Origin of the sequence: Saccharopolyspora indica, assembly GCF_027853965.1 — a bacterium.
Classification (GTDB): domain Bacteria; phylum Actinomycetota; class Actinomycetes; order Mycobacteriales; family Pseudonocardiaceae; genus Saccharopolyspora; species Saccharopolyspora indica.
In genome coordinates this window covers 1-24,965 of the sequence record NZ_JAQGLB010000022.1, presented here as the reverse complement: position 1 = coordinate 24,965, position 24,965 = coordinate 1, and the positions used below count along the sequence as shown (strand labels likewise).

The following is a 24,965-nucleotide window of genomic DNA, read 5'->3' as shown; positions in this document are numbered from 1 at the left end:
ATGTTGCCGCCGCGTATGCGGTTTTCGATACGCCGACGATATCCCGGCGCCGATAACGTCCGGAGCATGGCAGCATTGCTCCTGCAGGAGCGGACGTGGCCCGGCGGGGTGCATTCACCCCGAATCGGCGAGAGTTCGTTCTTCTGCCAATTCCGCACCCTCTCCGAACCGGACCTGGCCAGGCGGATGTGCGGCCCGGCGTCCGCGGCGATCGTGCTGTCGCACTACGGGCTGCTCGACGACCGGTGGCGGGCCGGTGGGTCGTTGGCGCCGTTCGCGCGATTCATCCTGGACGAACACGTGGACGGCGATGTCGAGGTGCTGCGACGCCGCTACCTCAGCGACGGCCAGGAGCTGGCCGTGACGGTCCGGCGGATGGCGCAGTCGGCCGAAGCCCCGGACGACGCGCTCGCCGCGCGCCCAGGTGACCGGGTCGAGCGCGGTGATCGATCGCGGTTCAACCCGGCCTTCACGATGGCCGGCGGGTACGACCACAGGTTCTCCTCCGCGCTGTTCCAGCGGTTCGGAGCGGATGCCGAGCTGCGGCACCTCGACGTCGCCGAGCTCGGTGCGTCGTTCGAGCGCGAGGAGGTGGACTTCTTCCTCGCGTCCGTGCGAAGCGCCTTCTACGAAGGCGGGCACGTCGTGGTCGTCGACGGCTACCGCAACGGCGTGTTCACGGTCGTGGATCCCTCGGACCCGGTCTACCGGGCGGCTGTGCGCTTCTACCCGACCGAGGCCATGTCCCTCGTGTTCAACGGCTTCGGCACAGCCGTCAGGCGCTGAGCCGCTCCCGGTGGGCGCAGTAGGGTTCGAACCTACGACCCCTTGCTTGTAAGGCAAGTGCTCTTCCGCTGAGCTATGCGCCCTGGGTGGTGGCCGTCCGGGCCGGGGGCTCGGTTGATCACCGCCGACACCTTACCTCCGCGTCGGGGCGAACCGGGCACCCGGTCGGCCACCTGGTGCTCGCCGGATCAGGCCTTGAGCTCGGCCAGGGCCTTCTTCCAGACGTCCTGGTCGCGGGCCTCGCCCGGCTGGTTCGCCTCGGCGAAGCGGACCTTGCCCTCGGTGTCGATCAGGAACGTGCCGCGGTTGGCCATGCCCGCCGCTTCGTTGAACACACCATAGGCCTTGGCGACCTCGCCGTGCGGCCAGAAGTCCGACAGCAGCGGGAAGGTGTAGCCCTCCTTGTCCGCCCACGCCTTCAGCGCGAACGGGGAGTCCACCGACACGCCGATCACCTGGACGTCGTCGTTCTGGAACTCGCTGAGGTCATCCCGGACCTGGCAGAGCTCGCCCTGGCAGATCCCGCTGAACGCGAAGGGGTAGAAGACCAGCAGGACGTTCTTCTTGCCGCGGAAGTCGGCCAGCGAGACCGACTCCTTGTTGTAGTCCGGCAGCGTGAAGTCCGGCGCCTGCGCACCGACCTCGACCGTCATGAGCGAACCCTCCTGTTCGACGTGACCATGTCCTCGCCGAACCTACACCGAACAGACGAACGCGGGCACCGATGGAGCCACCGGTGCCCACGTGCTGGACGTCCTCGGCCGTCAGCGCTTGGCCTTCGCCGAGCGCAGGGCCAACCGGGTGCCCTTCCACCCGTCGCTGACGGCGGCGTTGGCCGTCTGGGCCAGGTTCGCCGTATCCGCTGCTTCCTTGATGTCGGCTGGGTCGACGGACCCGTCCCGGCCGGTCTTCGGGGTCAGCACCCAGATGACCCCTTCGTCGGACAGCGGCGTCATGACGTCGAGAAGCGTGTCCGTCAGGTCGCCGTCGTCTTCGCGCCACCACAGCAGCACGACATCGACCACTTCGTCGGCATCTTCGTCGAGCAGATCGCTCCCGCAACGCTCCTCGATCGCGGCCCGGACATCATCATCGACATCCTCGTCCCAGCCGATTTCCTGGACAACCATCTCGGGCTCGATGTCGAGCCTCTCGGCGACGTCGGCTTCGCCTTTACCGGCGTCTCCCGCGGCGACCACGGTTTGCTCACTCCTCCAATGCACCGGCGCGGCGCCAGCTGACGCCGCACACCTTTCAGATATGGCCGATAGCGAACACTGCGGACCGCCCTCGGCGCAACTGCTGACGGCACGACACGCCGCAGCAGCGGTCAGGCCATGACTGTAGACCGGGAAACCTCGCACCAACAGCCTGGTCCGCGGCGCGGCCGCTGCCGGTGCACGCATCCGTGGCCGAAATGGGGGACGATGACAGTGTTCGACATCACTGTTCGAACGCCCTGCCACCGCCACGACGCAGTCGAGGAGTTCCACTTGTCCCCGCTCAACAACGACGCCGGTGCCGTCCCCACCCAGCGGGTGCGGGTCATCCGGGACGGTCTCGCCTCCTACCTGCCGGACATCGATCCGGAGGAGACCGAGGAGTGGCTGCAGTCCTTCGACTCGGTGCTGTCCGGTCACGGGCAGCAACGCGCGCGCTACCTGATGCTGCGGCTGCTGCAGCGCGCCCGGGAGAACGGTGTCGGCATCCCGTCGCTGACCAGCACGGACTACGTCAACAGCATCGCCACCGAGCAGGAGCCCTGGTTCCCCGGCGACGAGGAGACCGAGCGCCGCTACCGCGCCTGGATGCGGTGGAACGCGGCGGTGATGGTGCACCGGGCGCAGCGCCCGGGCGTCGGCGTGGGCGGCCACATCTCGTCGTTCGCCTCCTCGGCCAGCCTCTACGAGGTCGGGTTCAACTGGTTCTTCCGGGGCAAGGATCACCCGGGCGGGGGCGATCACCTCTACATCCAGGGCCACGCCTCCCCCGGCATCTACGCCCGCGCGTTCCTGGAGGGCCGGCTGTCCGCCGATCAGCTCGACGGGTTCCGCCAGGAGTACTCGCACGCGGGACCGGGCGGCGGATTGCCGTCCTACCCGCACCCGCGGCTGATGCCGGACTTCTGGGAATTCCCCACCGTTTCCATGGGGCTGGGCCCGATGAACGCCATCTACCAGGCGCGGTTCGACCGCTACCTGCACGATCGCGGCATCAAGGACACCAGCAGGCAGCGGGTGTGGGCGTTCCTCGGCGACGGTGAGATGAACGAGCCCGAATCGCGCGGGCTGCTGCAGGTCGCCGCCAACGACGGGCTGGACAACCTCACGTTCGTGATCAACTGCAACTTGCAGCAGCTGGACGGGCCGGTGCGCGGCAACGGCAAGATCATCCAGGAGCTGGAGGCCTTCTTCCGCGGCGCGGGCTGGAACGTGATCAAGGTGATCTGGGGCCGCGAGTGGGACGCGCTGCTGCACGCCGACCGCGACGGCGCGCTGGTCAACCTGATGAACACCACCCCGGACGGCGACTACCAGACCTACAAGGCCAACGACGGCGCGTTCGTCCGGGAGCACTTCTTCGGCCGCGATCCGCGCACCAAGGAGATGGTCAAGCACCTCTCCGACGACGAGATCTGGGGCCTGCGCCGCGGCGGGCACGACTACCGCAAGATCTACGCCGCGTACAAGGCTGCGACCGAGCACCACGGCCAGCCGACCGTCATCCTGGCCAAGACGATCAAGGGCTACGGCCTCGGCCCGCACTTCGAGGGCCGCAACGCCACCCACCAGATGAAGAAGCTGACCCTGGACGACCTGAAGCAGTTCCGGGACAGCCTGCGGATCCCGATCTCCGACGACCAGCTCGACCCGTACCTGCCGCCGTACTACCACCCCGGCCAGGAGGCGCCGGAGCTCCAGTACCTGCAGGACCGGCGCCGGAAGCTGGGCGGCTACCTGCCGGAGCGGCGGGCCAAGGCCAAGCCGCTGGTGCTGCCCGGCGACAAGGTCTACGACGTGATCAAGCGGGGCTCCGGCAAGCAGGAGGTCGCCACCACCATGGCGTTCGTCCGGCTGCTCAAGGACCTCGCCAAGGATCCCGAGATCGGGCCGCGGATCGTGCCGATCATCCCGGACGAGGCGCGGACCTTCGGCATGGACTCGATGTTCCCGTCGCAGAAGATCTACAACCCGCTCGGCCAGCTCTACACGCCGGTGGACTACCAGCTGATGCTGGCCTACCGGGAGAGCGAGCAGGGGCAGATCCTGCACGAGGGCATCAACGAGGCCGGGTCGACCTCGTCGTTCACCGCGGCGGGCACCAGCTACGCCACGCACGGCGAGCCGATGATCCCGATCTACATCTTCTACTCGATGTTCGGCTTCCAGCGGACCGGCGACAGCTTCTGGGCCGCCGCCGACCAGATGGCCCGCGGTTTCGTGCTCGGGGCGACCGCCGGGCGCACCACGCTGACCGGTGAGGGCCTGCAGCACGCCGACGGGCACTCCCAGCTGCTCGCCGCGACGAACCCCGCGGTGGTGGCCTACGACCCGTCCTGGGCCTTCGAGGTGGCGCACATCGTCAAGGACGGTCTGCGGCGGATGTACGGCGAGAACGCCGAGAACGTCTTCTACTACCTGACCATCTACAACGAGCCCTACCAGCAGCCCGCCGAGCCGTCCGACCTCGACGTCGACGCGCTGCTGCGCGGCCTGTACCGCTACCAGGCGGCGCCGGGAGGAGCGGGGCCCAAGGCGCAGATCCTCACCTCGGGCGTGAGCATGCCGCTGGCGCTGAAGGCGCAGCAGATGCTCGCCGAGGACTGGGGCGTGCAGGCCGACGTGTGGTCGGCGACGTCCTGGTCGCAGCTGCGGCGCGAGGCCGAGGCCGCCGACCGGCACAACCTGCTGCACCCGGAGGCGGAGCCGCAGGTGCCGCACGTGACGAGGGCGCTGGCGAACGCCGAAGGCCCGGTCGTGGCGGTCAGCGACTGGATGCGCGCCGTGCCGGACCTGATCCGGCCGTGGGTGCCGGGCGAGATGGTCAGCCTCGGCGCGGACGGCTTCGGCTTCTCCGACACCCGCCCGGCCGCCCGGCGGGTGTTCCTGGTCGACGCGGAGTCCACCGCGGTAGCAACCCTCGCCGCCCTGGCCCGCTCCGGCCGGATCGACAAGTCCAAGGTCGTCGAGGCCACCCGCCGCTACCGCCTGGACGACGTCCAAGCCGCGGGCCCCCAAACCTCCGACGCAGGCCTCGCCTGATCGGACCACCGGTGAAGGGCACCTTTTAGCAGCTAACTTGCCTGAAGGTGCCCTTCACCGTGTGCCCCTCACCCGATGAGGGCGAGGTGAAGGGCACCTTTCGCCTGCATGGTTGGTGAAAGGTGCCCTTCGCCTCGGGTCAGACCGCGTGGAGGCCGGGGTCGCGGTCCTGGGTGATGAAGCTGGCCGCCGTCGTGGCCGGGGCGTCGGGCTTCGAGACGTAGGGCAGCACCCGGTAGTCGGCGCGGACCTGGTCCGGGGTGAACCGGGTGCGCACGTAGCCGCGGCGGCCGCTGTAGAAGTGCACGTGCTCGTTGGCGGCCTTGAGCTTGTCGCCGCCCTCGTTCGTGTCGGAGCCGTCACGACCGGAGGTGACCGAGGTGGTGGTCAGCTCCACGGCGACGGTGCGCGAGCGGGAGTCGTCGAAGTCGTCCTTGAGGTCGGCCGCCCAGTGCGAGTGCACGTCACCGGTGAGCACCACGACGTTGCGGGTCGAGTCGAAGCCGGCCTTGATCCGCTGGCGCGAGGCCTGGTAGCCGTCCCAGGCGTCCATCGGCAGGATCTTCGCCGGGCCCGGGTCGTGGTCCATCTGGGCGAACCAGACCTGCTGGCCGAGCACGTCCCACCGCGCCCGCGACTCGCGCAGCCCGTCCAGCAGCCACACCTCCTGGTCCTTGCCGGTGATGGTGCGCTCCGGGACCTTCAGGTCCGGGCCGTCCGGCTTGTTGCCGTCGCCGTAGGCCTGGTCGTCGCGGTACTGGCGGGTGTCGAGCATGTGGAAGTTCGCCAGCGAGCCCCACTGGCGGCGCCGGTAGAGCCGGATGCCGTTGCCCTGCGGCATCGACTCCCACCGCAGCGGCATGTTCTCGTAGTAGGCCTGGAACGCGGCGCGACGGCGCTGGAGGAAGGCCTGACCCGGCGTCTCGGTCTTGTCCTCCGGGGTCTCGGCCGCCCAGTTGTTCTCGATCTCGTGGTCGTCGAAGACGACGAGCCACGGCGCGGTGGCGTGCGCCAGCTGCAGGTCCGGGTCGGTCTTGTACTGGGCGTGCCGCTGCCGGTAGTTGGCCAGCGTGACGGTCTCGGGGCCCTCCACCGTGCGCACGTTCTTCGACGGGTTGTCGGCGTACTCGTACTGGTAGTCGCCCAGGTGCAGGATCAGGCCCGGCTCGTCCTCGGCCATCCGCCGGTAGGCGGTGAAGTAGCCCTCGCCGTAGTGCGCGCACGAGGCGAAGCACATGGTCAGCGCGCCGAGCGTGCCGGGCGCCGGGGCGGTGCGGGTGCGGCCGACCGGCGAGAGCTCGCCCCGCGCGCGGAACCGGTAGAAGTACTCCGTCCCCGGCCGCAGCCCGTTGGCCTCGACGTGCACGCTGTGCGCCCACCGCGGCGACGCCTCGGCATTCCCGCGCTGCACGACGTTCTTGAACCGCTCGTCCGTCGCGACTTCCCACTGGACGTTGATCGCCTGGTCCGGCATGCCGCCGAGGCCGTTGTCGGCCAGCGGGTCGCGGGCCAGCCGGGTCCACAGCACCACGCCGTGCGGCAGCGGCTCACCGGATGCGACGCCGAGCGTGAACAGCTGGCCGGGGCGCATCGGGCGGCCGACGCCGCGGAGTTCGGAAGCCGCGGCGGGGATGGCGGGAGCGGCGGCGGCGAGCACGGCGCCGCCGATCAGCACCGATCGGCGGGACAGGGAACTTCCGGGCACTTGGGTCCTCCCAGAGATGTGGTGGTCGGACCAATCTTGATCGGCGCGGCCGAACGGCAGAGCGCTCGCGCATGGCCGCCGGATGAACAGTGCCGTCCGGGTGCCGTGAGCGGCGGCGCCCGCCGCTCACGGCACCGGCTCAGCAGGACAGGGGCTGCCCGTCGGCGAGGCGGAACTCGGCGCGGGAGTCGAGCAGCAGGGCGACCAGCGAGCGGGCCTCCTGGCGCATCGGGACCACGCGCCCGCCGTCCGGAGCGGGGACGCTGCGCACGCCGTGCAGGTCGAGCTCGTCGCGCACCTCGCCGAACTGGTCGGCCGTCAGGCGGTAGGCGCACGGCGGGTTCTCGTCGACCTGCTCGGGCGCGGGCGGTTCGTTGTCGGCGCCGCCGAAGTAGATCGGCCCCTCGTCGCGCAGTCCCGCCAGCCGGGCCTGCGTCGTCGCGGTCGCGATCTCGTCGCGGCGCTCGGACATCATCCGCAGCGTGGCGCTGATCCCGGCGAGCTGGGAGTCCACGCGGCGGTGGTTGTTCACCGCCGGATCCGCCAGCTCCTCCTCGGTCAGCGGGTCGACGCGGGTCTCCACCAGCAGGCCGATGGCGTTCTTGACGCCGGTGGTGTTGCGCAGGATCCGCTCCTGCCCGTCGCCGGCGACCTGCTTGATCGGCTCACCGGTCTCCGGGTCGGTCCAGATGCCGTAGACGCCGGTGGAGAACCCGATGTCCTCGACCGCGGGCCGGACGTACGCCTCGGACAGCCGCTCCGACTCCCCGTGCACGCCTTCGGCGGTGTTGAGGTGGCGCGGCCACAGCGCGAGGAAGTCCTTCACGTAGTACGGCGGCTTCGCACCGTACTCGTGCAGGTCGTGCACGACGTCGGGCTGCTCGTCGCGCAGCGCCTGCGCGATGGCCCGCGCTTCCGGCGACTTCAGCGCGAGGTGGTCGCGGTTGATGTCGACGCCGTCGGCGTTCTCGCGCGTGTCGGCGACGTTGCCGTCCGGGTTGGCGTTCGGCACGAACAGGACGCTCGTCGTGCGCAGGAACTGGCGCACCTGCGGGTCTTCGGAGAAGCCCAGGTCGCGGATGCTGGTGAGGCAGGCCTCGCGGCCGGACGGCTCGTCACCGTGCTGCGAGCAGGTGAACAGCACGCTGGTGCGGGCCGACGGCGCACCGACGCGGACCAGCCGCAGCGGGCGGTCCTGCGTGCTGGCGCCGATCTGCTCGATCGAGACGTTCCTGCTCGCCTCGTCGACGGCCCGCAGGAACTCGGCCTCCTCCTCCGGTGTCGTCCACCGGCTGCCGTCGCTCTGCTCGAAACCCGTCGTCGGTGCAGCGGTCCGCTCCTGCGCGGACGCCACCGGCGCCGCCAGCAGAGCGCAGATCGCCAGCGGAACCACCGCGCTTCGCGCGAGACGCCCCATTTCGACCCCTTTCGGCGATTGTGATCACTGCGTATAGATCATCGCCGAACACCAGGAGTCAAGCCTTGACAGCGGCGCCTGCACGCGCTGGGGCATGACGGCAGCCTTCGCAAGGCACATCGCAGCCGGAAGCACCATCCGGCCAGCACCCCCGACAAGACGCCTGCCAGCACCATCGGCTACGCGATCGCGCCTCCTTAACGTGCGAATCGCCCACTGGTCATCTGGAGGAGTGCCACCTTGTTTCGGGATGAGAAGCGCATCGGCCGCCGCGGACTGCTGGCCGCGATGGGAATCGCGACGGGAGCAGTCCTCGTACCGGTGACCGCCTGCACGAACTCGGCAGGCGCGAGGCGGGAGGAGCCGGACGTGGTCGCCCTGCTGAAGAACGCGGCCCACCCGCTGCGCTCGACCGAGCCCGGCGCAGACACCGCCGACCTGCGACCTCTGGAAACGATGATCGGCGATGCGAAGGTGGTCGGCCTCGGCGAGGCCACCCACGGCTCGCACGAGTTCTTCGCCATGAAGGAGCGGGTTTTCCGCCACCTCGTCGAGACGAAGGGGTTCACCACCTTCGCCCTGGAGGTGAGCTGGTCCGCAGGACTCCTGATCGACGACTACCTCCAGACCGGCGAGGGCGACGCCCGCACGATCGCGAAACGAGCGCTGACCGGCACGCCCTGGCACCGGGAGGAGTTCGTGAGCCTCATCGCCTGGATGCGCGACCACAACCGCAGCCACCCCGGCCGCCCGCTCCGGTTCATCGGCGACGACATCGGCGCTCCCGCGCTGAGCGACGACTTCTTCAGCCGGATCACCGGCTACGTGCAGCGAACCCACCCGCGATCACTGGCCCGCCTCGACGAGCTCTACACCGGTCTGCGACCGATCGACGACGTCTTCGCCTACCTGGGCAGACCGCGCAGCGAACGGCAGCTGCTCGCGGCCAACGCGCTGCAAGCCCTGGAACTGGTCAGCAGCATCCGGGGTGCGGACCCGACCGAATTCCAGCTCGCCGTCCAGAACGCCCGGTCCGTCTCCCAGACGGCCACGTTCCTGGCCTTCGAGTTCGCCGACCTCACCAACGAGGCCGAGCTGTCCGCCGCGCACCTCTACCGCGACCAGGTGATGGCCGACAACACCGCCTGGTGGCAGCGGCACACCGGCGGCAAGATCCTGCTGTCGGGGCACAACGGCCACGTCGGGTACACGGGGGGCAACCCCGACATCTACCTCAAGACGCAAGGGGCGTTCCTGCGCGACCTGATGGGCGGCGACTACCTCCCCATCGGCTTCACCTTCCACCAGGGCTCCTTCCTGTCGAACGACGAACCCCTCGACGGTGCCTGGAAGACGTTCACCGCGGGCCCGGCCGAACCCGGCACGAACGAGCACACCCTCCACCGGGTCCGCCGCCAGGACTACTACCTCGACCTCCGCACCGTCCCGGCAGCCGCGCGCACCTGGCTGAACACCGCTCGTCCCACGCGCGACATCGGCACCCAGTACCCCGTCCCGCTCGAGAACATCGCGCTCGGCCGCGCCTACGACGTTCTCGTCCACCTGCAGGAGATCCGGGAAGCCGGCCGGGCACGGCCGTAGCAGCGCGATCGCGCTGCCGAACACCAGGAGTCAAGCCTTGACCGCTAAGCCCTCCCGAACCCGCTGCACGCGCGCCGTGCGGTTCCAGCTCCACCAGCCGTGGATCACCAGCGCCGCGAACACCACGTAGATCGCCGCGCTGAAGTGGAGTCCGGAGGCGATCTGCAGCGGCACGCCGACCGCGTCCACGGCCAGCCACACCAGCCAGAACTCGACCAGACCGCGGCCCTGCGCCCAGAACGCGACCAGGGTGCCGACGAAGATCCAGGCGTCCGGCCACGGCGCCCACGAGGCGTCCAGCGCGGACAGCAGCAGCGCGAACGCGGAAGTGCCGATGGCCAGCGCGCCGATCAGCGCGAGCCGCTCCACGCCGGTGGCCTTGCGCACCACGACGCCGTAGACGGGATCGCTGCGGCGGCTCCAGGCCCACCAGCCGTAGACGGAGATCAGCAGGATCATCACCTGCCGGACGGCCAGCCCGCCCAGGTGCGCCGAGGCGTAGACGGCGAACAGCAGCACCGTCGCCGAGACCTGCACCGGCCAGGTCGCCAGGGTTCTGCGCTGGGCGAGGAAGACCACGGCCAGGGCGCACAGCTGCCCGACGAGTTCCGCCCACGAGATCTGCTGGCCCAGCACGGTGATCCCGTTGCCGAGCAACCATTCCGCGACTGTCCGCACGCCCGCTCCTCCCACCGGTGACGTGCACACCGGGGTACGCGGGCAGCGCGAGGGCACAGCCGACTGTGGTTACAGCTCCGCCCCGACCACCCGTGCGCTGCCTCTCATCCGGACTTTCACCGTCGGTACCGGAATTCCACCGGATCGGCCGACACCTCGTTGCGGAGGCGCCGGTTCGCGGACTTTCACCGCCGGTTCGGATTTTCACCGAGCCCCGGAGCGCACGACTTCCTTCGTTCTGCGCAACATCGTGCGCCTGTCGATCTGTTCCCGGGAGCAGACGTGGGTCGGATCACACCACTGCCCGGTGCGAAACCGGTTGCGCGAGCGCCGGTGCGCGCCGGATCTTCCACAGGTGCCCGGATCTGCTGAACCACGTGCGGGCGGGATGAGCCGCCCTCTCGTCCTGCTGCTGTCGCTGACCTGCGGTATCAGCGTGGGGAACATCTACTTCCCGCAGGCGATCAGCCCGCTGGTCGCGGTCGGGCTGCAGGTGTCACCCGATGCCGCGGCGCTGGTCGCCACCGCCGTGCAGCTCGGTTACGCGGTCGGGATCTTCCTGCTGGTGCCGCTGGGCGACCGGGTGCCGTACCGGCCGCTGATCGCGGGCCTGCTCATCGCCACCGGGCTGGGTCTGCTGGCCGCGGCGGCAGCCCCCGGGCTCCCGCCGCTCGTGGCGGCCAGCGCCTTGATCGGCACCACGACCGTGATCGCGCCGCTGGTCAGCCCGCTGGCTGCCGGGCTCGTCGGCGAGGAGCAGCGCGGCTCGGTGATCGGGATGCTGCTGAGCGGATCGATCGGCGGGATGCTGCTCTCCCGCGCGTTCGGCGGCCTGCTCGGCGACTGGCTCGGCTGGCGGGCTCCGTACCTGGTGGCCGCCGTGCTCGTCCTGATCATCGCAGGCGTCCTGGCGTTCGCGGTGCCGCGCACGGCACCACCGTCGGTGCAGCGCTATCCGGCGTTGCTCGGCGAGTCGCTGCGGCTGCTGCGCACCGAGCCCGAGCTGCGCCGCTCCTGCTTCTACCAGGCGTTGGTGTTCGCCGGTTTCACCGCCGTCTGGACCGGAGTGGCGCTGCTGCTCACCGGTCCGGCCTACCGGCTCGGGGCGCCGGCCGTCGGGGCGCTCGCGGTGGTCGGCGCGGCGACGATGATCTGCACCCCGATCGCCGGCCGCCAGGCCGATCGGCGGGGGCCGGACGCCGTCAACCTGGTGTGCTTGATCGGCACGATCGCCGCGGCCGCCGTCCTCCTCGGCGGCACCTCCGGCGGGACCGCGGGGATGGTGGCGCTCGTGCTGGGCACGCTGCTGCTCGACGTCGCGATGCAGTCGGGCATGGTCGCCAACCAGGTGCGGATCTACGCGCTGCGCCCGGAGGTCCGCAGCAGGCTCAACACGGCCTACATGACCTGCGCGTTCCTCGGCGGCAGCGCCGGGTCGTGGCTCGGGGTGCGAGCTTTCGCGCACTTCGGCTGGCCAGGCGTGTCCGGGCTGGTGGCGCTGCTCGCCGGGGCAGCGCTGACCCGGCACCTGTTCGCGGTGCGGCGACGGCGATTTCGCGCGAAATCGCCCGATCCCACGCCTACCGGATGACGGTTTCGCGCGAAATCGCCGGTGTGACCGACACCCTCCGGACGGCCGATCGAACAGGCGTGCCCCCACCGGTAGACTCGATCAGCAGCTCGTCGAGGAGGGGGACGCCGGATGAACGACACCGATCACGCGATCCTCGCCTTCGAGCTCGAGCACTGGCAGTACCAGGGCAACAAGGAACGGGTCATCCAGGAGCGCTTCGGCTTCTCCCCGAACCGCTACTACCAGCGGCTGAACCGCCTGCTGGACGAACCCGAGGCCCTGAAGCAGCAGCCTGCACTGGTCAAGCGCCTGCTGGACCGCCGCGACGAACGCGCCACCCGCCGCCGCGCGCCCCGCGAATCCTGACGCTGGAAGCGCATCTGCCGCGAGGCCCGGGCGCACCGGAGCCCCGCGACACTGCGCGGGGCTCCGGGTTCCTGCCAGCTACGCCTGAGGACGCTCGGCGTACTGCTCCGGGGTGAGCTGGCGGTCCTGCTGGATGCGGACCAGCTCCGCCAGCAGCGGTGCCGCCTGGTCCGGTGGCAGCGCCTGGAACGCCTTCTTGATCGCCTCCGGGTCGCCCGCACCGGCCTGCGGCGGGATCTCCGGCGCCTGCTCCTTGCCCATCACGGTGTTCACCAGGTCGACGAGCATCGCGACGATGGTGCGCGGCCCGACCTCGGTGTGCCAGCCCTGGATCTCGCCGTTCGGGCCGCGCGGGCCGAGCAGCTCGTGCTCCAGCCGCCGCAGGATCGCGTCCTGTTCCGGGTTCATCTGGTCCTCCTGGTCCTTGTTCCCGAGATCGGCGCGGAACCGGTCCATGTCCACGTGGCCGGGGTCGATCTTGCCGGTGACGCTGGTCTCCTTGTGGCCGCGCGCGGCGTCCGCCGGACGGCCCAGGTGCTCGAGCACCGCACGGGTCGCCTTCAGCGCCGCCGAGTACTGCTCCGGGCTCGGCCCCTGGTCCACGCCCTGGTAGTCCCACTCGAAGCCGACGTAGAGGGTGTTGCCGTCGCCTCCCGGGTTCGGGCCGGACTCCTTCGCCTCGCCCGCGTGGTTCGCGCGACCCGCGGCGATCATGTGCACCGTCCCGTCGAAGCCGATCACCGCGTGGCAGAGCGGACCGGCGAGGTCCGGGCGGCCGTCGATGCACAGCTGGACGCTGGGCGCCGGGTTCTCGTAGGACGCGGGCGTGGCGGTGTGGTGCTCGAGCACGCCGACCGGTGCCGGCTGCGGTCCCGAGGAGGCGGTGCGCTCCCGCCAGCCATCGGTTTCGACCACCGTCAGCCCGACCGCGCGCAACGCGTCCGCCAGCCAGACGAGGGGCAATGCCAACCTGATCACTCTCCTGGCTTGATCCGTTCCCTCATGGTGTCGCGATCGAATGCGGGTGACCACGGCCAAGTGCGTGAAAATGGTCGAGACCCACCCAACGGGTGAGCCTCGACCATCGAATGAGTTTTCCCGGTTCGTTCCGCGCGAGAACCGTTCAGCGGAATTTCAGCGGCCTCTCCGGGTTTTCTAGAGCCCGCTGGTTCCGGTGTTCGGGGTGACCGGCTCCGCCGGCTCCACACCGTTCTTGGTGCCGTTGGGCGCGCTGAACTGCTTCTCCACCCCGGTCAGCCACTTGCCCCAGCGCTGCTGCATCGGTCCGATCAGGCCGCCGCCGACGCCCACCACGACCACGCCGCCGATGGTGGCCAGCACGGTGATCAGGATCGGGGTGGTCACGGTGAGCGCGATGCCCATCTGGTTCAGCGCGGCGATCACGCCGAGGGCCACGATGAAGCCGAAGGTGATCTTGCCGAGCACACCGCCCACCGGGCGGCCGCCGAGCGCGCCGCGCACCAGGTCGCCGACCACGCGGCCCACCGCGGCGGCCACCAGCACCAGCACGATCGCGACCAGCACGCGCGGCAGGAACAGGACGATCTGGTCGATCAGGTCCTTGACCGGGTTGGGGCCGAACGCGCCGAGCGCGAGCTGCAGGAAGATCAGCAGGATGAAGTAGTAGACGACCTTGATCAGCAATCCGCCGAGGTCGACCTGGGTCTTGGCCGCCATGTCGGCCAGCCCGGCGCGCTTGAGCAGCCGGGTGAAGCCGAGCCGCACGAAGGCCACCTGGATGGCCTTCGACACCGCCTTGGCGATCAGCCAGCCGATCAGCAGGACGACCAGGAACATGACGAGCTTGGGAACGAATGTGGCGATGTTGGCCCAGGCCTGGGCCAACCCCGTTTGCAAGGTATCCACGATTTCACCTCGGAAAAGCCTAAGGGCGGCGTTTGATGGGTGATCGTTTCTGCTATTCGGCTGAGGGACAAACCGAAAGACCGCCTCGAACGGGCGATTTAGCTACTCGAATGGATTAAGACAAATCACACCGAGTCAACATCGGCGGAACTGTGAGCCCGCGCGCACCGCCGACCGGTGGCCGCACTGGGCTGATCGGCGGCGTGCGATTCTGACAGCATGAGTACCGAACGCGCAGGTGAGCGGGACAGCAGTGCGCGGCGGCCGATCTCCGCGGCCACGCTCCGCCGCCTGGAACGCGGTTCGGGCGGGCTGGCCGGGGCCAGCGTCAGCGCGATGGAGCAGCGGCTGCCGTGGTTCCGCCGGATGCCCGCCGACCAGCGCGCCAGCGTGCTGCTGGTGACCCAGACCGGCGTGGCCAACTTCGTGGCCTGGCTGCAGGACCCGACCGAGGCGATCCGGCTGACCGCCGAGGCCTTCCGCGCCGCACCGCGCGACCTGTCCCGCTGGGTCAGCCTGCGGCAGACCCTCGAACTGGTGCGGGTCGCCATCGACGTCTTCGAGCAGCAGCTCCCGGAACTGGCCGACGAGCAGCACGAACGCACCATGCTGACCGAGTCGATCCTGCGCTACACCCGCGAGATCGCCTTCGCCGCGGCGACCTCCTACGCGGCCGCTGCCGAGGCCCGCGGCGCGTGGGACGCGCGGCTGGAAGCGCTGGTGGTCGACGGGATCGTGCGCGGCGACGCCGAGGAATCCCTGCTGTCCCGCGCCGCGGCGCTGGGCTGGGAGCCCTCCTCGGAGGCGACCGTGCTGGTCGGCAACGCGCCGTCCGACGATCCGCCGACCATCGTCTACCAGGTGCGCAGCCGCGCGGCGCGGCTCGGCTGCCCGGTCCTGCTCGGCGTCCAGGGCACCCGGCTGGTGGTCGTCTTCGGCAGCTCCGGCGAGGAGCGCTCCGACGACGAGGCGGTGACGCGGCTGGCCGAGGCCTTCGACGAGGGGCCGGTGGTCGTCGGGCCGACCGTGTCGAACCTGGCCGAGGCGCACCGCTCGGCGGCGGACGCGATGTCCGCGCTGCGCGCCGTGGCGGCCTGGCCGACCGCGCCCCGCCCGGTCCCGGCGAGCGACCTGCTGCCCGAACGGGCGCTGGCCGGCGACCCCGAGGCCGAGCGGCAGCTGGTCGAGCGGATCGTGCTGCCGCTGGTGGACGCCGGCGGCTCGCTGATGGAGACCGTCGACACCTACCTGGAGGTCGGCGGCGTGCTGGAGAACTGCGCGCGCCAGCTCTACGTGCACCCCAACACCGTCCGCTACCGGCTGCGCAGGGTGGCGGAACTCACGGGCCGCACACCGTCCAACGCGCGGGACGCGCACGTGCTGCGAGTGGGTCTTGCGGTCGGCAGGCTGGCCAAGGCGCGCGGCCTCTGGTGACACGGCGGTCGTGCCTGGTACCAGGGCTTTACCGTTGTTCACTGATCGGACACGACCGACAACGATTCGTGCCTCCGCCCAGCTCGGCTCCAGAGCTGCTTGTAGACACCCCACAACTTTGCACGCTGGACTTCGTCCGTCTCGGCATCACTCCGATCGCACCCCGGCGTGTTCAGTAGCAAGGGTGATCGCGCTTCTAGCTCCCGGACAGGGGTCGCAGGCCCCGGGGATGTTCAACCCGTGGCTCGAACTGGACGGTGTCGCCGAGCGACTCGGCGCCTGGTCCGAGCTGACCGGCCTTGACCTGCTCCGCCTCGGCACCACCGCCGACGCCGAGGAGATCAAGGACACCGCGGTCACCCAACCGCTGGTGGTGGCGCTGTCGCTGATCGCCGCCGAGGAGCTGCGCAGCCGCGTGACCGTGCCCGCGGGCACCCCGGTCGCCGGGCACTCCGTCGGCGAGCTGGCCGCGGCGGCGGTCGCGGGTGCGCTGAACGCCGACGACGCGGTGGCGCTGGCCGCGGTCCGCGGCCGGGAGATGGCCGCGGCGTGCGCGCTGGAGCCCACCGGCATGTCCGCCGTGCTCGGCGGTGACGCCGCCGACGTGGTGGCCCACCTGGAACACCTCGGCCTGGACCCGGCCAACCGCAACGGCGCAGGTCAGATCGTCGCAGCCGGACGGCTGATCGCGCTGGAGCAGCTCGCCGAGGAACCGCCCGCCGGTGCTCGCGTCCGACCGCTGCCGGTCGCCGGCGCCTTCCACACCCGCTTCATGGCGCCCGCGCAGGAGGCCCTGGCCAAGCACGCCGAGCAGATCAGCGCGACCGACGCCGAGCTGCCGCTGCTGTCCAACGCCGACGGCGCGGTGGTCACCGACGCCGCCGAGATCGTGCGCCGCCTGGTCTCCCAGGTGACCAGCCCGGTCCGCTGGGACAGCTGCATGGCGGGGCTGGCCGAACGCGGTGTCGATGCCGTCGTGGAACTCCCGCCCGCGGGCACCCTCAGCGGCCTGGTGCGCCGCGAAGTCAAGGGCGTCAAGACCGTCGCTCTGAAGACCCCCGCCGACCTGGACAAGGTCGCCGAACTGCTCGGGAGCGACGAGTGACCAAGCCCCGCATCGCCCAGAACGCCACCCCGGCGGGCACCCGGCTGCTCGGCTTCGGCAGCACCCAGGGCAACCGGATCGTCACCAACGACGACCTGGCCAAGATCGTCGACACCAACGACGAGTGGATCCGCCAGCGCGTCGGGATCATCCACCGCAGGCTCGGCGACGAGCACCAGACCGTGGTGAACATGGCCGTCGAGGCCGGTTCCAAGGCGGTGGCCGACGCCGGTCTGACGCCCGCCGACATCGACCAGGTGATCGTGGCCACCTGCACCATGCCGGGCGGCATCCCGAACGCCGCGGCCCAGGTCTCCGACCAGATCGGCATCAAGGCCCAGGGCGCCTTCGACGTCAACGCGGCCTGCGCCGGGTTCGTCTACGCGCTGTCGGTCGCCTCGGACGCGGTGCGCGCCGGTTCGGCCCGGAACGTGCTGGTCATCGGCTCCGAGCGGTTCCAGGAGTGGCTGGACTGGGAGGACCGCGGGAACTGCATCATCTTCGCCGACGGCGCGGGTGCTGCGGTCGTCGGCCCGGCCGAGGAGCCCCAGCTCGGGCCCGCCGTGCTGGGCAGCGCGGGCGACCTGGTCGACACCATCTACCTGCGCGACGGCAAGTACATCTACCAGGAGGGCCAGTCGGTCTTCCGGTGGGCGACCACCCAGATCGCCCCGGTCGCGGCCCGCGCGGTCGAGGCCGCCGGGCTGAAGCTGTCCGACGTGGACGTCCTGGTGCCGCACCAGGCGAACCTGCGGATCGTGGAGGCGATCGCCCGCAAGCTGCAGAACCAGGGTGCGCGCGACGACCTCGTGGTCGCCCGTGACATCGTCTACTCCGGCAACACGTCGTCGGCGTCCATCCCGCTGGCCATCGACCACATGCGGGCGGCCGGGGAGATCTCCAGCGGTGACGTGATGCTGCTCGTGGGCTTCGGGGCCGGGCTGTCGTACTCCGCCCAGGTCGCCGTCTGCCCCTGACCCCAGAACTGCCGCGGGCCGCACGCCCGCGGTGAGCAAGCAAGAACCAGGAAGGAACACCGTGTCCAACGAGGAAATCACCAAGGGTCTGGCCGGGATCGTCGAAGAGGTCGCCGGTGTCGACGCCGCCGACGTGACCGTCGACAAGTCCTTCGTCGACGACCTCGACATCGACTCCCTGTCCATGGTCGAGATCGCCGTGCAGGCCGAGGACAAGTTCGGCGTGAAGATCCCGGACGACGAGCTGGCCAACCTCAAGACCGTCGGTGATGCGGTGGACTACATCACCAAGAACGCATGACGACCGAAGTCGTCATCACCGGGCTGGGCGCGACGACGCCGCTGGGCGGCGACGTCGCGTCCACCTGGGACGGACTGCTGAACGGCGCCACCGGCATCAAGCGCCTGGAGGCGGACTGGCTCGACCGCTTCGAGCTGCCCGCCAAGATCGGCGCGCCGCTGGCGGTGGAACCGGCCGACGTCCTGCCGCGCGTGCAGCTGCGCCGGATGGACCGCTGCGAGGCGATCGCCGTCATCGCCGCCCGCGAAGCGTGGGCGGACGCCGGTTACGAGCTGCCGTCCGACGACTCCGAGCCGGTCGACCCGGACCGCCTCGGCGTGGCGCTGGGCACCGGCATCGGCGGTCCGCTGACCCTGCTGCAGCAGGACGACCTGCTGGAGTCCCAGGGGCTGCGGAAGGTCTCGCCGCTGACCGTGCCGATGCTGATGCCCAACGGCCCGGCCGCGATGGTCAGCCTGGACCTGCGGGCCCGCGCCGGGGTGCACTCCCCCGCGTCGGCCTGCGCGTCGGGCGCCGAAGGCCTGGCCAAGGGCTTCGAGATGATCCAGCAGGGACACGCGGACGTCGTGGTGGCCGGTGGTGCGGAGGCCTGCATCCACCCGATCACCATCGCCGGTTTCGCCCAGGCCCGGACCTTGAGCACCCGCAACGACGACCCGGAGCGGGCATCGCGCCCGTTCGACGTCGACCGCGACGGGTTCGTGATGGGCGAGGGCGCCGGGGTGATCGTGCTGGAGAGCGCGGAGCACGCCAAGGCGCGCGGCGCGCGGATCTACGCCCGGTTGGCCGGCACGGGCATCACGTCCGACGCCTACCACATCACCGGCAGCCACCCGGACGGTCGCGGCCAGATCGGGGCGATGCGCAAGGCGCTGCTCAGCGGCGGCCTGGAGCCGTCGGACATCGGGCACGTCAACGCGCACGCGACCTCGACCGTGGTCGGTGACGTCGGCGAGGCCAACTCGGTTCGCCAGGCCATCGGTGACGGCGCCGTGGTGACCGCGCCGAAGGGCTCGCTCGGCCACCTGGTCGGCGGGGCCGGTGCGGTGGAGAGCATCGTGACGGTCCTCTCCCTGAAGCACGGCGTCATCCCGGCGACCCGGAACCTGGAGAAGCTGGACCCGAAGGTCGAGCTCGACGTGGTGGCCGACAAGCCGCGGCACGTGGAGCAGACCGCCGCGATCAACAACGCCTTCGGCTTCGGCGGGCACAACGTGGCCCTCGCCTTCGCCAAGGCCTGACCGCAGGCACCGGAAAGCGGGCTGAGCACGACTCAGCCCGCTTTCCACTTTTCACCGGCGCCTCGGGCACCCCCAGCCGCCCGCCCGCCGTGTTCCCCACGATCACAGCCGAAGCTGTGAATCTCCGAAGCTCAAGATCGCAGTTTCCTTTGAAACCGCAGGCCGGCGAACCTCGTTCAGGCGTTCCAGACGCCGGTCGGGGCGGTGCGGCGGGCGTAGTCGGCGAAGTCGCGGGGCTCCCGGCCGAGCGCGCGGCGGACACCGTCGGTCAGGTGCGCGTTGCGGCCGTCGAGGACCTCGGTGAACAGGTGCTCCACCATCGACACCACCTCCGGTGGCACGCCGTGCTCGGCCATCGCCGCCCGGTACCGCTCCGCACCGATCGACGCGAACGCGATGTCCCGGCCGGTGGCGGCGGCGATCTCGCCGATGGCCTCGGCGAAGGTGAGCAGCCGCGGTCCGGTCACCTCGTACACCTGCCCCGCGTGCCCCTCCTCGGTCAGCGCGGCCACCGCGACGTCGGCGATGTCGTCGGCATCGACGAACGGCTCGCCCACCGCGCCGACCGGCAGCGCGACCTCTCCCGCGCGCACCGCTTCCACCAGGAAGTCCTCGCTGAAGTTCTGCTGGAACCAGGCCGCTCGCACGACGGTCCACTCGGCACCGGACTCCCGGACCGCCGCCTCGGCCCGCTGCGCTCCCGGCTCGCCGCGGCCGGACAGCAGCACCACCCGCCGGACTCCGCTGCGCACCGCGAGCTCGGTGAACTCCCGGACCACCTCGGCGGCGCCCGGAACGGCCAGGTCCGGCTGGTAGGACAGGTACACCGCGTCGATGCCCGCCAGCACCGCCGGCCAGGTGGCGGGCTCGGTCCAGTCGAACGGCGGGGTCGCCGAGCGGGATCCGGCCCGGACCGGCCGCCCCGCGATCGAGAGGCGTTCGAAGACGCGGCGACCGGTCCGGCCGGTAGCGCCGAGGACGAGCACTGGCTTCTGTTCGTTGGCTGACATGCCACTAGTCAAGCCGAGTTCGGCTGGACTCCCCATAGTCGAGAAGCCACATCCCATAATCGATCGTCCAGAATCGACACCTGGTCTCGATCACCCGCGATTTCCGCGGAAGTCCCAGATCGACCCGCCCGGCACGGCATAGGCTCGTGCCGTGGACACTCTGGCCGGGTTGCTGGACGGACCGCGGGCGCGCGGCGCATTCCTGCTCCGCTCGATCCTGGAACCGCCCTGGTCGCTGCGCATCCAGGACCGCGCCCCGCTCACCCTGATCGCCGTGGTGCGCGGATCGGCCTGGGTGCTGCCGGACGGCGGCGCACCGGCGCTGCTGGCGCCCGGCGACGTCGCGGTGGTGCGCGGCCCGGGCCACTACACCGTCGCCGACGACCCGGGCACCCCGTGGCAGGTCGTGATCCACCCGGGCCAGCGCTGCACCAGCCCGAGCGGCACGCCGCTCGACGGGCTCTCCGACCTCGGCGTCCGCACCTGGGGCACCGGCCACGCGGGGACGACGACGCTGCTCACCGGCACGTACCAGGTGGTCGGCGAGGTCAGCGACCGAGTGCTCACCGAACTGCCGGAGCTCGCGGTGGTCCGGCACGAATCGCTCGACGCGCCGCTGATCGACCTGCTCGCCGCCGAGATCGGCAAGAAGGCACCGGGCCAGGAGACCGTGCTGGACCGGCTGCTCGACCTGCTGCTCATCGCCGCGCTGCGGGCCTGGTTCGCCGGCTCGCCCGACCGCACTCCGGCCTGGTACAGCGCGCAGTGCGACGAAGTCGTGGGCCAGGCGCTCCAGCTGATCCACGACACCCCTGCCGAGCAGTGGACCGTCGCCGGGCTGGCCGCGCGGTGCGGGCTGTCCCGCGCCGGCTTCGCGCGGCGGTTCACCGACGTGGTCGGCGAACCGCCGATGACGTACCTGACGTCCTGGCGGCTGGCGCTGGCCGCCGACCTGCTGCGGGAATCCGACGCGACGATCGGCTCGGTCGCCCGCCAGGTCGGCTACGGCAGCGCGTTCGCGCTCAGCAACGCCTTCAAGCGGCGCTTCGGCTCCAGCCCGCAGGAGTACCGGCGGCAGGACCAGCCGGAGTCACTCCTGGCAGGCGGCCCGCAGGGCGCTGTTCGGCAGCTTGCTGGTGTCCAGGCGCAGTGACCGGCCCGAGTCGATGACGACCATCGGGTACACCAGGTTCCACTCCAGGCACCGGTACGGCATGTCCGGGGGCGCGGCCTCGACGTCCTGGTGGCTCCTGAAGGTCAGCATCGCCAGCAGCGAGCCGTCCGGGCCGGGGTCGATCCGGTGCACCTTCATGTCGAGGTCGGTGGTGGACCCGTAGGCGTCCCGCCACTTGGCCTCGGGCAGCTCGTCCCACTTGCTCTCGACCACTGTGGACTTCCACAGGTCGTAGTCGCGGTCGTTGATCGACCGGAAGTGGTTGTCCAGCAGCAGCATGACCGACTGCTGGTCGGGGTGCTGGGCAGCGCCCTGCGTGTAGGCCACGCCGCCGGGGCTGTTCATCGCCACGACTTCGTCCGTCGACTCGAACTTCGTCGTCGAGACGGACCGCGTCGGCCCGCGGTAGAGGCCGTCGGCGAGCACCGCGCCGCCTCCGGCACCGGCCAGCAGCACGACGACCGATACCGGCAGACCCCACTTCACCCAGGAACGCACGGCACCAAGCTTCGCACATCCCGATCAGCACCACGGCCGGTTCCCGCCAGCCCGCGGCTCAGCCGACGCGGTGCAGCCAGGTGACCGGAGCGCCGTCCCCGGCGCGGCGGAACGGTTCGAGGGCGTCGTCCCACGCCGCGCCCAGCAGCTGGTCCACCCGGTGCGCGAACGCCTCCGGTCCCCTGGCGTTGGCCGCGAGGGTGCGCAGCTGGTCCTCGCTGACGACGATGTCGCCGTTGGCGCTGGTGCAGGCACGCCACAGGCCCAGGCCGGGAGCGTGGCAGAAACGCTGCCCGTCCTCCCCGGGACTGGGGTCCTCGGTGACTTCGAAGCGCAGCATCGGCCACGCGCGGAGCGCGGTGACCAAGCGTGCGCCGGTACCCGGCTCGCCTGTCCAGTTGCACTCCGCGCGGAGTTGCCCTGGGGCTGCCGGTTGGGCCGTCCAGCGGAGTTCCGTCCGGATGCCGAGTGCGCCAGAAATCGCCCACTCGACGTGCGGGCAGACCGCAGACGGCGACGAGTGGACGTAGACCACACCAGCGGTGTGGCCACGGTCGCTGCCACGGGTGCTCACTGCTGACCTCCGCTGTTCGACGAGGGACGTCTTCCCCTACGACCTCGCGAGCACGACGATCACCAGATGCGGCGCCATTCTGCATCGCCCGTCGCGCGCTCCGCCACCAGAACTCCGCTTCTCGCCACCGGCCCGCGACGCCCCGGGTTGCGGACCGCCGACCGGCGGCCACTGCTCCGATCAGGCGAAATCGCAGATCCCGAGGGTTGTCGCGAGTTCCGGCATCACTCGACAGCAGCACCGCAACCGCGTCGAGCGAGTGGCGGATACCACTCGATCGGACGAATATTGGATCTCCGCCACAACCCCCGGACGACCCGACTAACGTCAGGGCTCGAACAGGTGCGCGCTCACCGGGTTGCGGGAACGGGAGGTCCTCATGCGACTGGTGCGGCTCGGTGCGGATCCGGCCGAGGTCGGCGCCGACATCCGGGCGGCCATCTCCGCGTGGGGACCCGGGCCGTCGGTGCTGGGCGGTGTCGCCGTGTTCGGCTGCCGCCCGCCGGGCGCTCCCCGCCCGCTGGACGCGGTGATCGTGCTGCCGCGCGGTGTCGTCGTGGTGCTCGGCGTGGACCTGCCGGAACCGGCGCTGAAGGTGGAAGCCCCGCTGCGGACGCCGTGGACGGTGGACGGCTGGCCGATGGTGCGCTCCGAGGGCGCGGTCAACCCGGGGCTGGAGGGCCTGGAGTCCGCTGCGGCGCTGGCGCGCAGCCTGCAGTCCCGCGGGCTGGAGCCGCTGCCGGTCGCCGCCGTCGTGGTCGTCGGGCCCTACGCCGGGCAGGTCACCCAGCCCACGACCGACCTGCACCGCGGGGTCCGGGTCGTCTCGCCGAACACCACCGCGATACTCGCCGCCGCCCGCGAGCTGGCCACCTACGAGCGGTCCTGCCCGGCCGAACCCGCGCAGCAGCTGCTGCGGGTGCTCGACGAGGACTGCCGGCTCAGCACCGCGGACCTGGTCGAGGAGGGCTTCCCGGAATCGGCCGTCACCGACCTGGCCACGGCCGACACCATGCTGATCCCGAAGTTCACCGAGCCTTCGGCCGCCCGCCGGTTCTCCCGCCGCACCGGGCTGATCGCGGCCGCCGCGGTGCTGGTGCTGCTGTGCGGCGCGCTGATCACCTGGCTGTCCGCGGACAGCCCGGCCGCCGACCCGCCTGCCGCGCCGCCGATCCAGCGGGTCGACGGCGTGGAGTTCGCGCAGCGGGTGACCGACCGCGCGCAGACCTGCGATCCGCACTCCTTCGGCGACGTCCAGCGCTGGTTCGAGCGGCGGCCCTGCCGGAACTTGACGCGCGCGGTGTTCGAGGCCCAGGTGTCCGGCAGGCCCGCCGCGGTGTCGATCGCGATCGTCGAGCTGCCGGACGAGCCGGCCGCCCGGGAACTCCGGGAGCTGGCGGACGCGGCGGGCACCGGCGGGATCACCGACCTGGTGGCCGAGGGCCGGGGCTGGCCGGGCGGACCGGACGGCTTCGACGACGCGGCCCAGGTCGTGCAGCAGAGCGGGAACGAGGTCCGGATCGTCCAGACCGTCTGGCGGCACCGCGCGTCCACCCCGGACGACGTGGGGCTGCGCGCGCTGGCCGAACGCGGCCTGCGCCTGGCCCCCCGCTCCTGACCAGCACCGTCACCTTGCGGGGCGTCAATTTCGTACGAAATTGACGCCACCCCGGGTGCGGCGGATCAGGGGTGCTCTGGTTCCCGGGTCGGTTCCGGGGTTGCCTGCTCGGGGATGTTCGCGGCGGGGAAGACGCGGCGCGGCGGTTTGGTGATGTACGGCCTGCCCAGGCGGTTCAGGAAGAATCCCGGGGCGAACAGCGGCACCACCGCGGACAGCGCGGCCGCCGTCACCCCGGCGCGCAGCACGTCGCGCGGCAGCAGGACCGCTCGCCGGTCGACGAACCGGCTGCTGGTCAGCGCCGCCAGCCACAGCACGACCACGAAGCTCACCATCGTCGTCACGGCCAGCAGCATCGCGGGTTGGTAGCCGAGGCGCTCCGCGCCGATCATCACCGCGATCCAGCCGAGCAGCGCGGGGAGCTGACCGCGCTCGGTGGTCGCCGCCCACAGCAGGCCGCCGAGCACCGCCAGCCCGCCGCCACCGCTCTGCCACACCTCCGAGACGCGTTCGGACCACTCGCCGGTGGTCAGGCCGAGCCGCGTCGCGAAGTGGCCGAGGACGTCCAGCGCGCTCGGCCTGTTCCGCGGCAGCAGGAACTGCCCGAGGATCCAGCCCAGCGCCCACAGCGACACCGCGAAGGCCAGCACCTGCTGCCAGCGGGGGCGGTCCAGCGCTGCCCGGTACAACCGCGCCAGTTCTCGTTGTCGCGCTTGCACGTCCACCCCTGTCGTCGATGTCGGCGGCGGATCCGATG

22 protein-coding genes, 1 tRNA gene, 1 pseudogene and 1 riboswitch are annotated in these 24,965 nt (G+C 70.9%); of the genes and pseudogenes, 12 read left to right on the top strand and 12 right to left on the bottom strand.

The genetic code is table 11. The features are described 5' to 3' along the window. Positions 1-66 precede the first annotated feature (66 nt). A complete protein-coding gene (locus OU416_RS33140) occupies positions 67-786 on the top strand; it encodes a hypothetical protein (protein ID WP_270931013.1) in 720 nt (239 codons plus the stop codon). A gap of 11 nt (positions 787-797) precedes the next feature. Here OU416_RS33140 and OU416_RS33135 read toward each other — a convergent pair. The 3 genes from OU416_RS33135 to OU416_RS33125 form a co-directional block, all read right to left on the bottom strand. Then, positions 798-869 (bottom strand) — tRNA-Val (locus tag OU416_RS33135). Positions 870-974: 105 nt separating this feature from the next. Next, positions 975-1,439 carry a peroxiredoxin gene (locus OU416_RS33130; protein ID WP_270931012.1) on the bottom strand — a complete coding sequence of 155 codons (465 nt, stop codon included), beginning with the start codon at positions 1,437-1,439 and terminating at the stop codon, positions 975-977. 111 nt (positions 1,440-1,550) lie between these two features. Beyond that, on the bottom strand, positions 1,551-1,985 hold the full coding sequence (locus OU416_RS33125; RefSeq protein ID WP_270931011.1) for a DUF3052 domain-containing protein: 435 nt from the start codon (positions 1,983-1,985) through the stop codon (positions 1,551-1,553). Between the two features lie 294 nt (positions 1,986-2,279). Here OU416_RS33125 and aceE point away from each other — a divergent pair, with 294 nt between their 5' ends. After that, entirely contained in the window at positions 2,280-5,048 is a 2,769-nt protein-coding gene (gene aceE / locus OU416_RS33120) for a pyruvate dehydrogenase (acetyl-transferring), homodimeric type (RefSeq protein ID WP_270931010.1), read from the top strand. A gap of 139 nt (positions 5,049-5,187) precedes the next feature. Here the strand turns inward: aceE and OU416_RS33115 are convergent, their stop codons facing one another. Then, a complete protein-coding gene (locus OU416_RS33115; RefSeq protein ID WP_270931009.1) occupies positions 5,188-6,753 on the bottom strand; it encodes an alkaline phosphatase D family protein in 1,566 nt (521 codons plus the stop codon). A gap of 139 nt (positions 6,754-6,892) precedes the next feature. Further along, positions 6,893-8,170 carry a M14 family metallopeptidase gene (locus OU416_RS33110; protein WP_270931008.1) on the bottom strand — a complete coding sequence of 426 codons (1,278 nt, stop codon included), beginning with the start codon at positions 8,168-8,170 and terminating at the stop codon, positions 6,893-6,895. Between the two features lie 240 nt (positions 8,171-8,410). Here OU416_RS33110 and OU416_RS33105 point away from each other — a divergent pair, with 240 nt between their 5' ends. After that, on the top strand, positions 8,411-9,772 hold the full coding sequence (locus OU416_RS33105; protein ID WP_270931007.1) for an erythromycin esterase family protein: 1,362 nt from the start codon (positions 8,411-8,413) through the stop codon (positions 9,770-9,772). A gap of 30 nt (positions 9,773-9,802) precedes the next feature. On the opposite strand, the gene OU416_RS33100 is transcribed toward OU416_RS33105, so the two are convergent. Beyond that, a complete protein-coding gene (locus OU416_RS33100) occupies positions 9,803-10,450 on the bottom strand; it encodes a nicotinamide mononucleotide transporter family protein (protein WP_270931006.1) in 648 nt (215 codons plus the stop codon). A gap of 92 nt (positions 10,451-10,542) precedes the next feature. Continuing rightward, positions 10,543-10,675: riboswitch (FMN riboswitch) on the bottom strand. Between the two features lie 163 nt (positions 10,676-10,838). Between OU416_RS33100 and OU416_RS33095 the strand changes: the two genes are divergently transcribed. Both OU416_RS33095 and OU416_RS33090 read left to right on the top strand, forming a co-directional pair. After that, positions 10,839-12,041, top strand: coding sequence for an MFS transporter (locus OU416_RS33095; protein ID WP_270931005.1), 1,203 nt, complete (start codon positions 10,839-10,841; stop codon positions 12,039-12,041). A 111-nt stretch (positions 12,042-12,152) separates the two neighbouring features. Further along, complete coding sequence (locus tag OU416_RS33090) at positions 12,153-12,389, top strand: DUF3263 domain-containing protein (protein WP_270931004.1); 237 nt, start codon at positions 12,153-12,155, stop codon at positions 12,387-12,389. A 78-nt stretch (positions 12,390-12,467) separates the two neighbouring features. On the opposite strand, the gene OU416_RS33085 is transcribed toward OU416_RS33090, so the two are convergent. Next, positions 12,468-13,367, bottom strand: a complete 900-nt coding sequence (locus OU416_RS33085; RefSeq protein ID WP_270931003.1) for a peptidoglycan recognition protein family protein — start codon at positions 13,365-13,367, stop codon at positions 12,468-12,470. Positions 13,368-13,544: 177 nt separating this feature from the next. Then, positions 13,545-14,276 carry a mechanosensitive ion channel family protein gene (locus tag OU416_RS33080; RefSeq protein WP_270931002.1) on the bottom strand — a complete coding sequence of 244 codons (732 nt, stop codon included), beginning with the start codon at positions 14,274-14,276 and terminating at the stop codon, positions 13,545-13,547. Between the two features lie 219 nt (positions 14,277-14,495). Here OU416_RS33080 and OU416_RS33075 point away from each other — a divergent pair, with 219 nt between their 5' ends. From OU416_RS33075 to OU416_RS33055, 5 genes are all read left to right on the top strand, one after another. Further along, on the top strand, positions 14,496-15,710 hold the full coding sequence (locus OU416_RS33075; RefSeq protein ID WP_270931001.1) for a PucR family transcriptional regulator: 1,215 nt from the start codon (positions 14,496-14,498) through the stop codon (positions 15,708-15,710). Positions 15,711-15,894: 184 nt separating this feature from the next. Continuing rightward, positions 15,895-16,815 carry an ACP S-malonyltransferase gene (locus tag OU416_RS33070; RefSeq protein ID WP_270931000.1) on the top strand — a complete coding sequence of 307 codons (921 nt, stop codon included), beginning with the start codon at positions 15,895-15,897 and terminating at the stop codon, positions 16,813-16,815. Continuing rightward, positions 16,812-17,792 (top strand): beta-ketoacyl-ACP synthase III, encoded by a 981-nt coding sequence (locus tag OU416_RS33065; protein ID WP_270930999.1) that lies wholly within the window; start codon positions 16,812-16,814, stop codon positions 17,790-17,792. The genes OU416_RS33070 and OU416_RS33065 overlap by 4 nt, the downstream gene beginning before the upstream one ends. Positions 17,793-17,853: 61 nt before the next feature. Then, entirely contained in the window at positions 17,854-18,093 is a 240-nt protein-coding gene (locus tag OU416_RS33060; RefSeq protein WP_093151868.1) for an acyl carrier protein, read from the top strand. Next, complete coding sequence (locus tag OU416_RS33055; protein ID WP_270930998.1) at positions 18,090-19,334, top strand: beta-ketoacyl-[acyl-carrier-protein] synthase family protein; 1,245 nt, start codon at positions 18,090-18,092, stop codon at positions 19,332-19,334. Before OU416_RS33060 ends, OU416_RS33055 begins: the two co-directional genes overlap by 4 nt. Before the next feature lie 176 nt (positions 19,335-19,510). Here the strand turns inward: OU416_RS33055 and OU416_RS33050 are convergent, their stop codons facing one another. Continuing rightward, positions 19,511-20,344, bottom strand: a complete 834-nt coding sequence (locus OU416_RS33050; RefSeq protein ID WP_270930997.1) for an NAD(P)H-binding protein — start codon at positions 20,342-20,344, stop codon at positions 19,511-19,513. Between the two features lie 151 nt (positions 20,345-20,495). Here OU416_RS33050 and OU416_RS33045 point away from each other — a divergent pair. Further along, positions 20,496-21,416: pseudogene (locus OU416_RS33045) on the top strand (AraC family transcriptional regulator); the annotation flags it as partial. An 18-nt stretch (positions 21,417-21,434) separates the two neighbouring features. On the opposite strand, the gene OU416_RS33040 reads toward OU416_RS33045, so the two are convergent. Further along, on the bottom strand, positions 21,435-22,016 hold the full coding sequence (locus OU416_RS33040; protein WP_270930995.1) for a hypothetical protein: 582 nt from the start codon (positions 22,014-22,016) through the stop codon (positions 21,435-21,437). A gap of 58 nt (positions 22,017-22,074) precedes the next feature. Next, a complete protein-coding gene (locus OU416_RS33035) occupies positions 22,075-22,551 on the bottom strand; it encodes a DUF3145 domain-containing protein (protein ID WP_372907236.1) in 477 nt (158 codons plus the stop codon). Positions 22,552-22,969: 418 nt separating this feature from the next. Between OU416_RS33035 and OU416_RS33030 the strand changes: the two genes are divergently transcribed. Then, a complete protein-coding gene (locus OU416_RS33030) occupies positions 22,970-24,208 on the top strand; it encodes a hypothetical protein (protein ID WP_270930993.1) in 1,239 nt (412 codons plus the stop codon). Between the two features lie 65 nt (positions 24,209-24,273). Here OU416_RS33030 and OU416_RS33025 read toward each other — a convergent pair. Beyond that, positions 24,274-24,965: hypothetical protein (locus OU416_RS33025; RefSeq protein ID WP_270930992.1), on the bottom strand; the 692-nt coding region annotated here is incomplete at its 5' end.

Excerpts from the sequence above, each read along its gene's own strand:
- OU416_RS33140 (WP_270931013.1), top strand. The coding sequence starts at position 67 with ATGGCAGCATTGCTCCTGCAGGAGCGGACGTGGCCCGGCGGGGTGCAT.
- OU416_RS33130 (WP_270931012.1), bottom strand. The coding sequence starts at position 1,439 with ATGACGGTCGAGGTCGGTGCGCAGGCGCCGGACTTCACGCTGCCGGAC.
- OU416_RS33110 (WP_270931008.1), bottom strand. The coding sequence starts at position 8,170 with ATGGGGCGTCTCGCGCGAAGCGCGGTGGTTCCGCTGGCGATCTGCGCT.
- OU416_RS33095 (WP_270931005.1), top strand. The coding sequence starts at position 10,839 with ATGAGCCGCCCTCTCGTCCTGCTGCTGTCGCTGACCTGCGGTATCAGC.
- OU416_RS33090 (WP_270931004.1), top strand. The coding sequence starts at position 12,153 with ATGAACGACACCGATCACGCGATCCTCGCCTTCGAGCTCGAGCACTGG.
- OU416_RS33075 (WP_270931001.1), top strand. The coding sequence starts at position 14,496 with ATGAGTACCGAACGCGCAGGTGAGCGGGACAGCAGTGCGCGGCGGCCG.
- OU416_RS33055 (WP_270930998.1), top strand. The coding sequence starts at position 18,090 with ATGACGACCGAAGTCGTCATCACCGGGCTGGGCGCGACGACGCCGCTG.
- OU416_RS33050 (WP_270930997.1), bottom strand. The coding sequence starts at position 20,344 with ATGTCAGCCAACGAACAGAAGCCAGTGCTCGTCCTCGGCGCTACCGGC.
- OU416_RS33030 (WP_270930993.1), top strand. The coding sequence starts at position 22,970 with ATGCGACTGGTGCGGCTCGGTGCGGATCCGGCCGAGGTCGGCGCCGAC.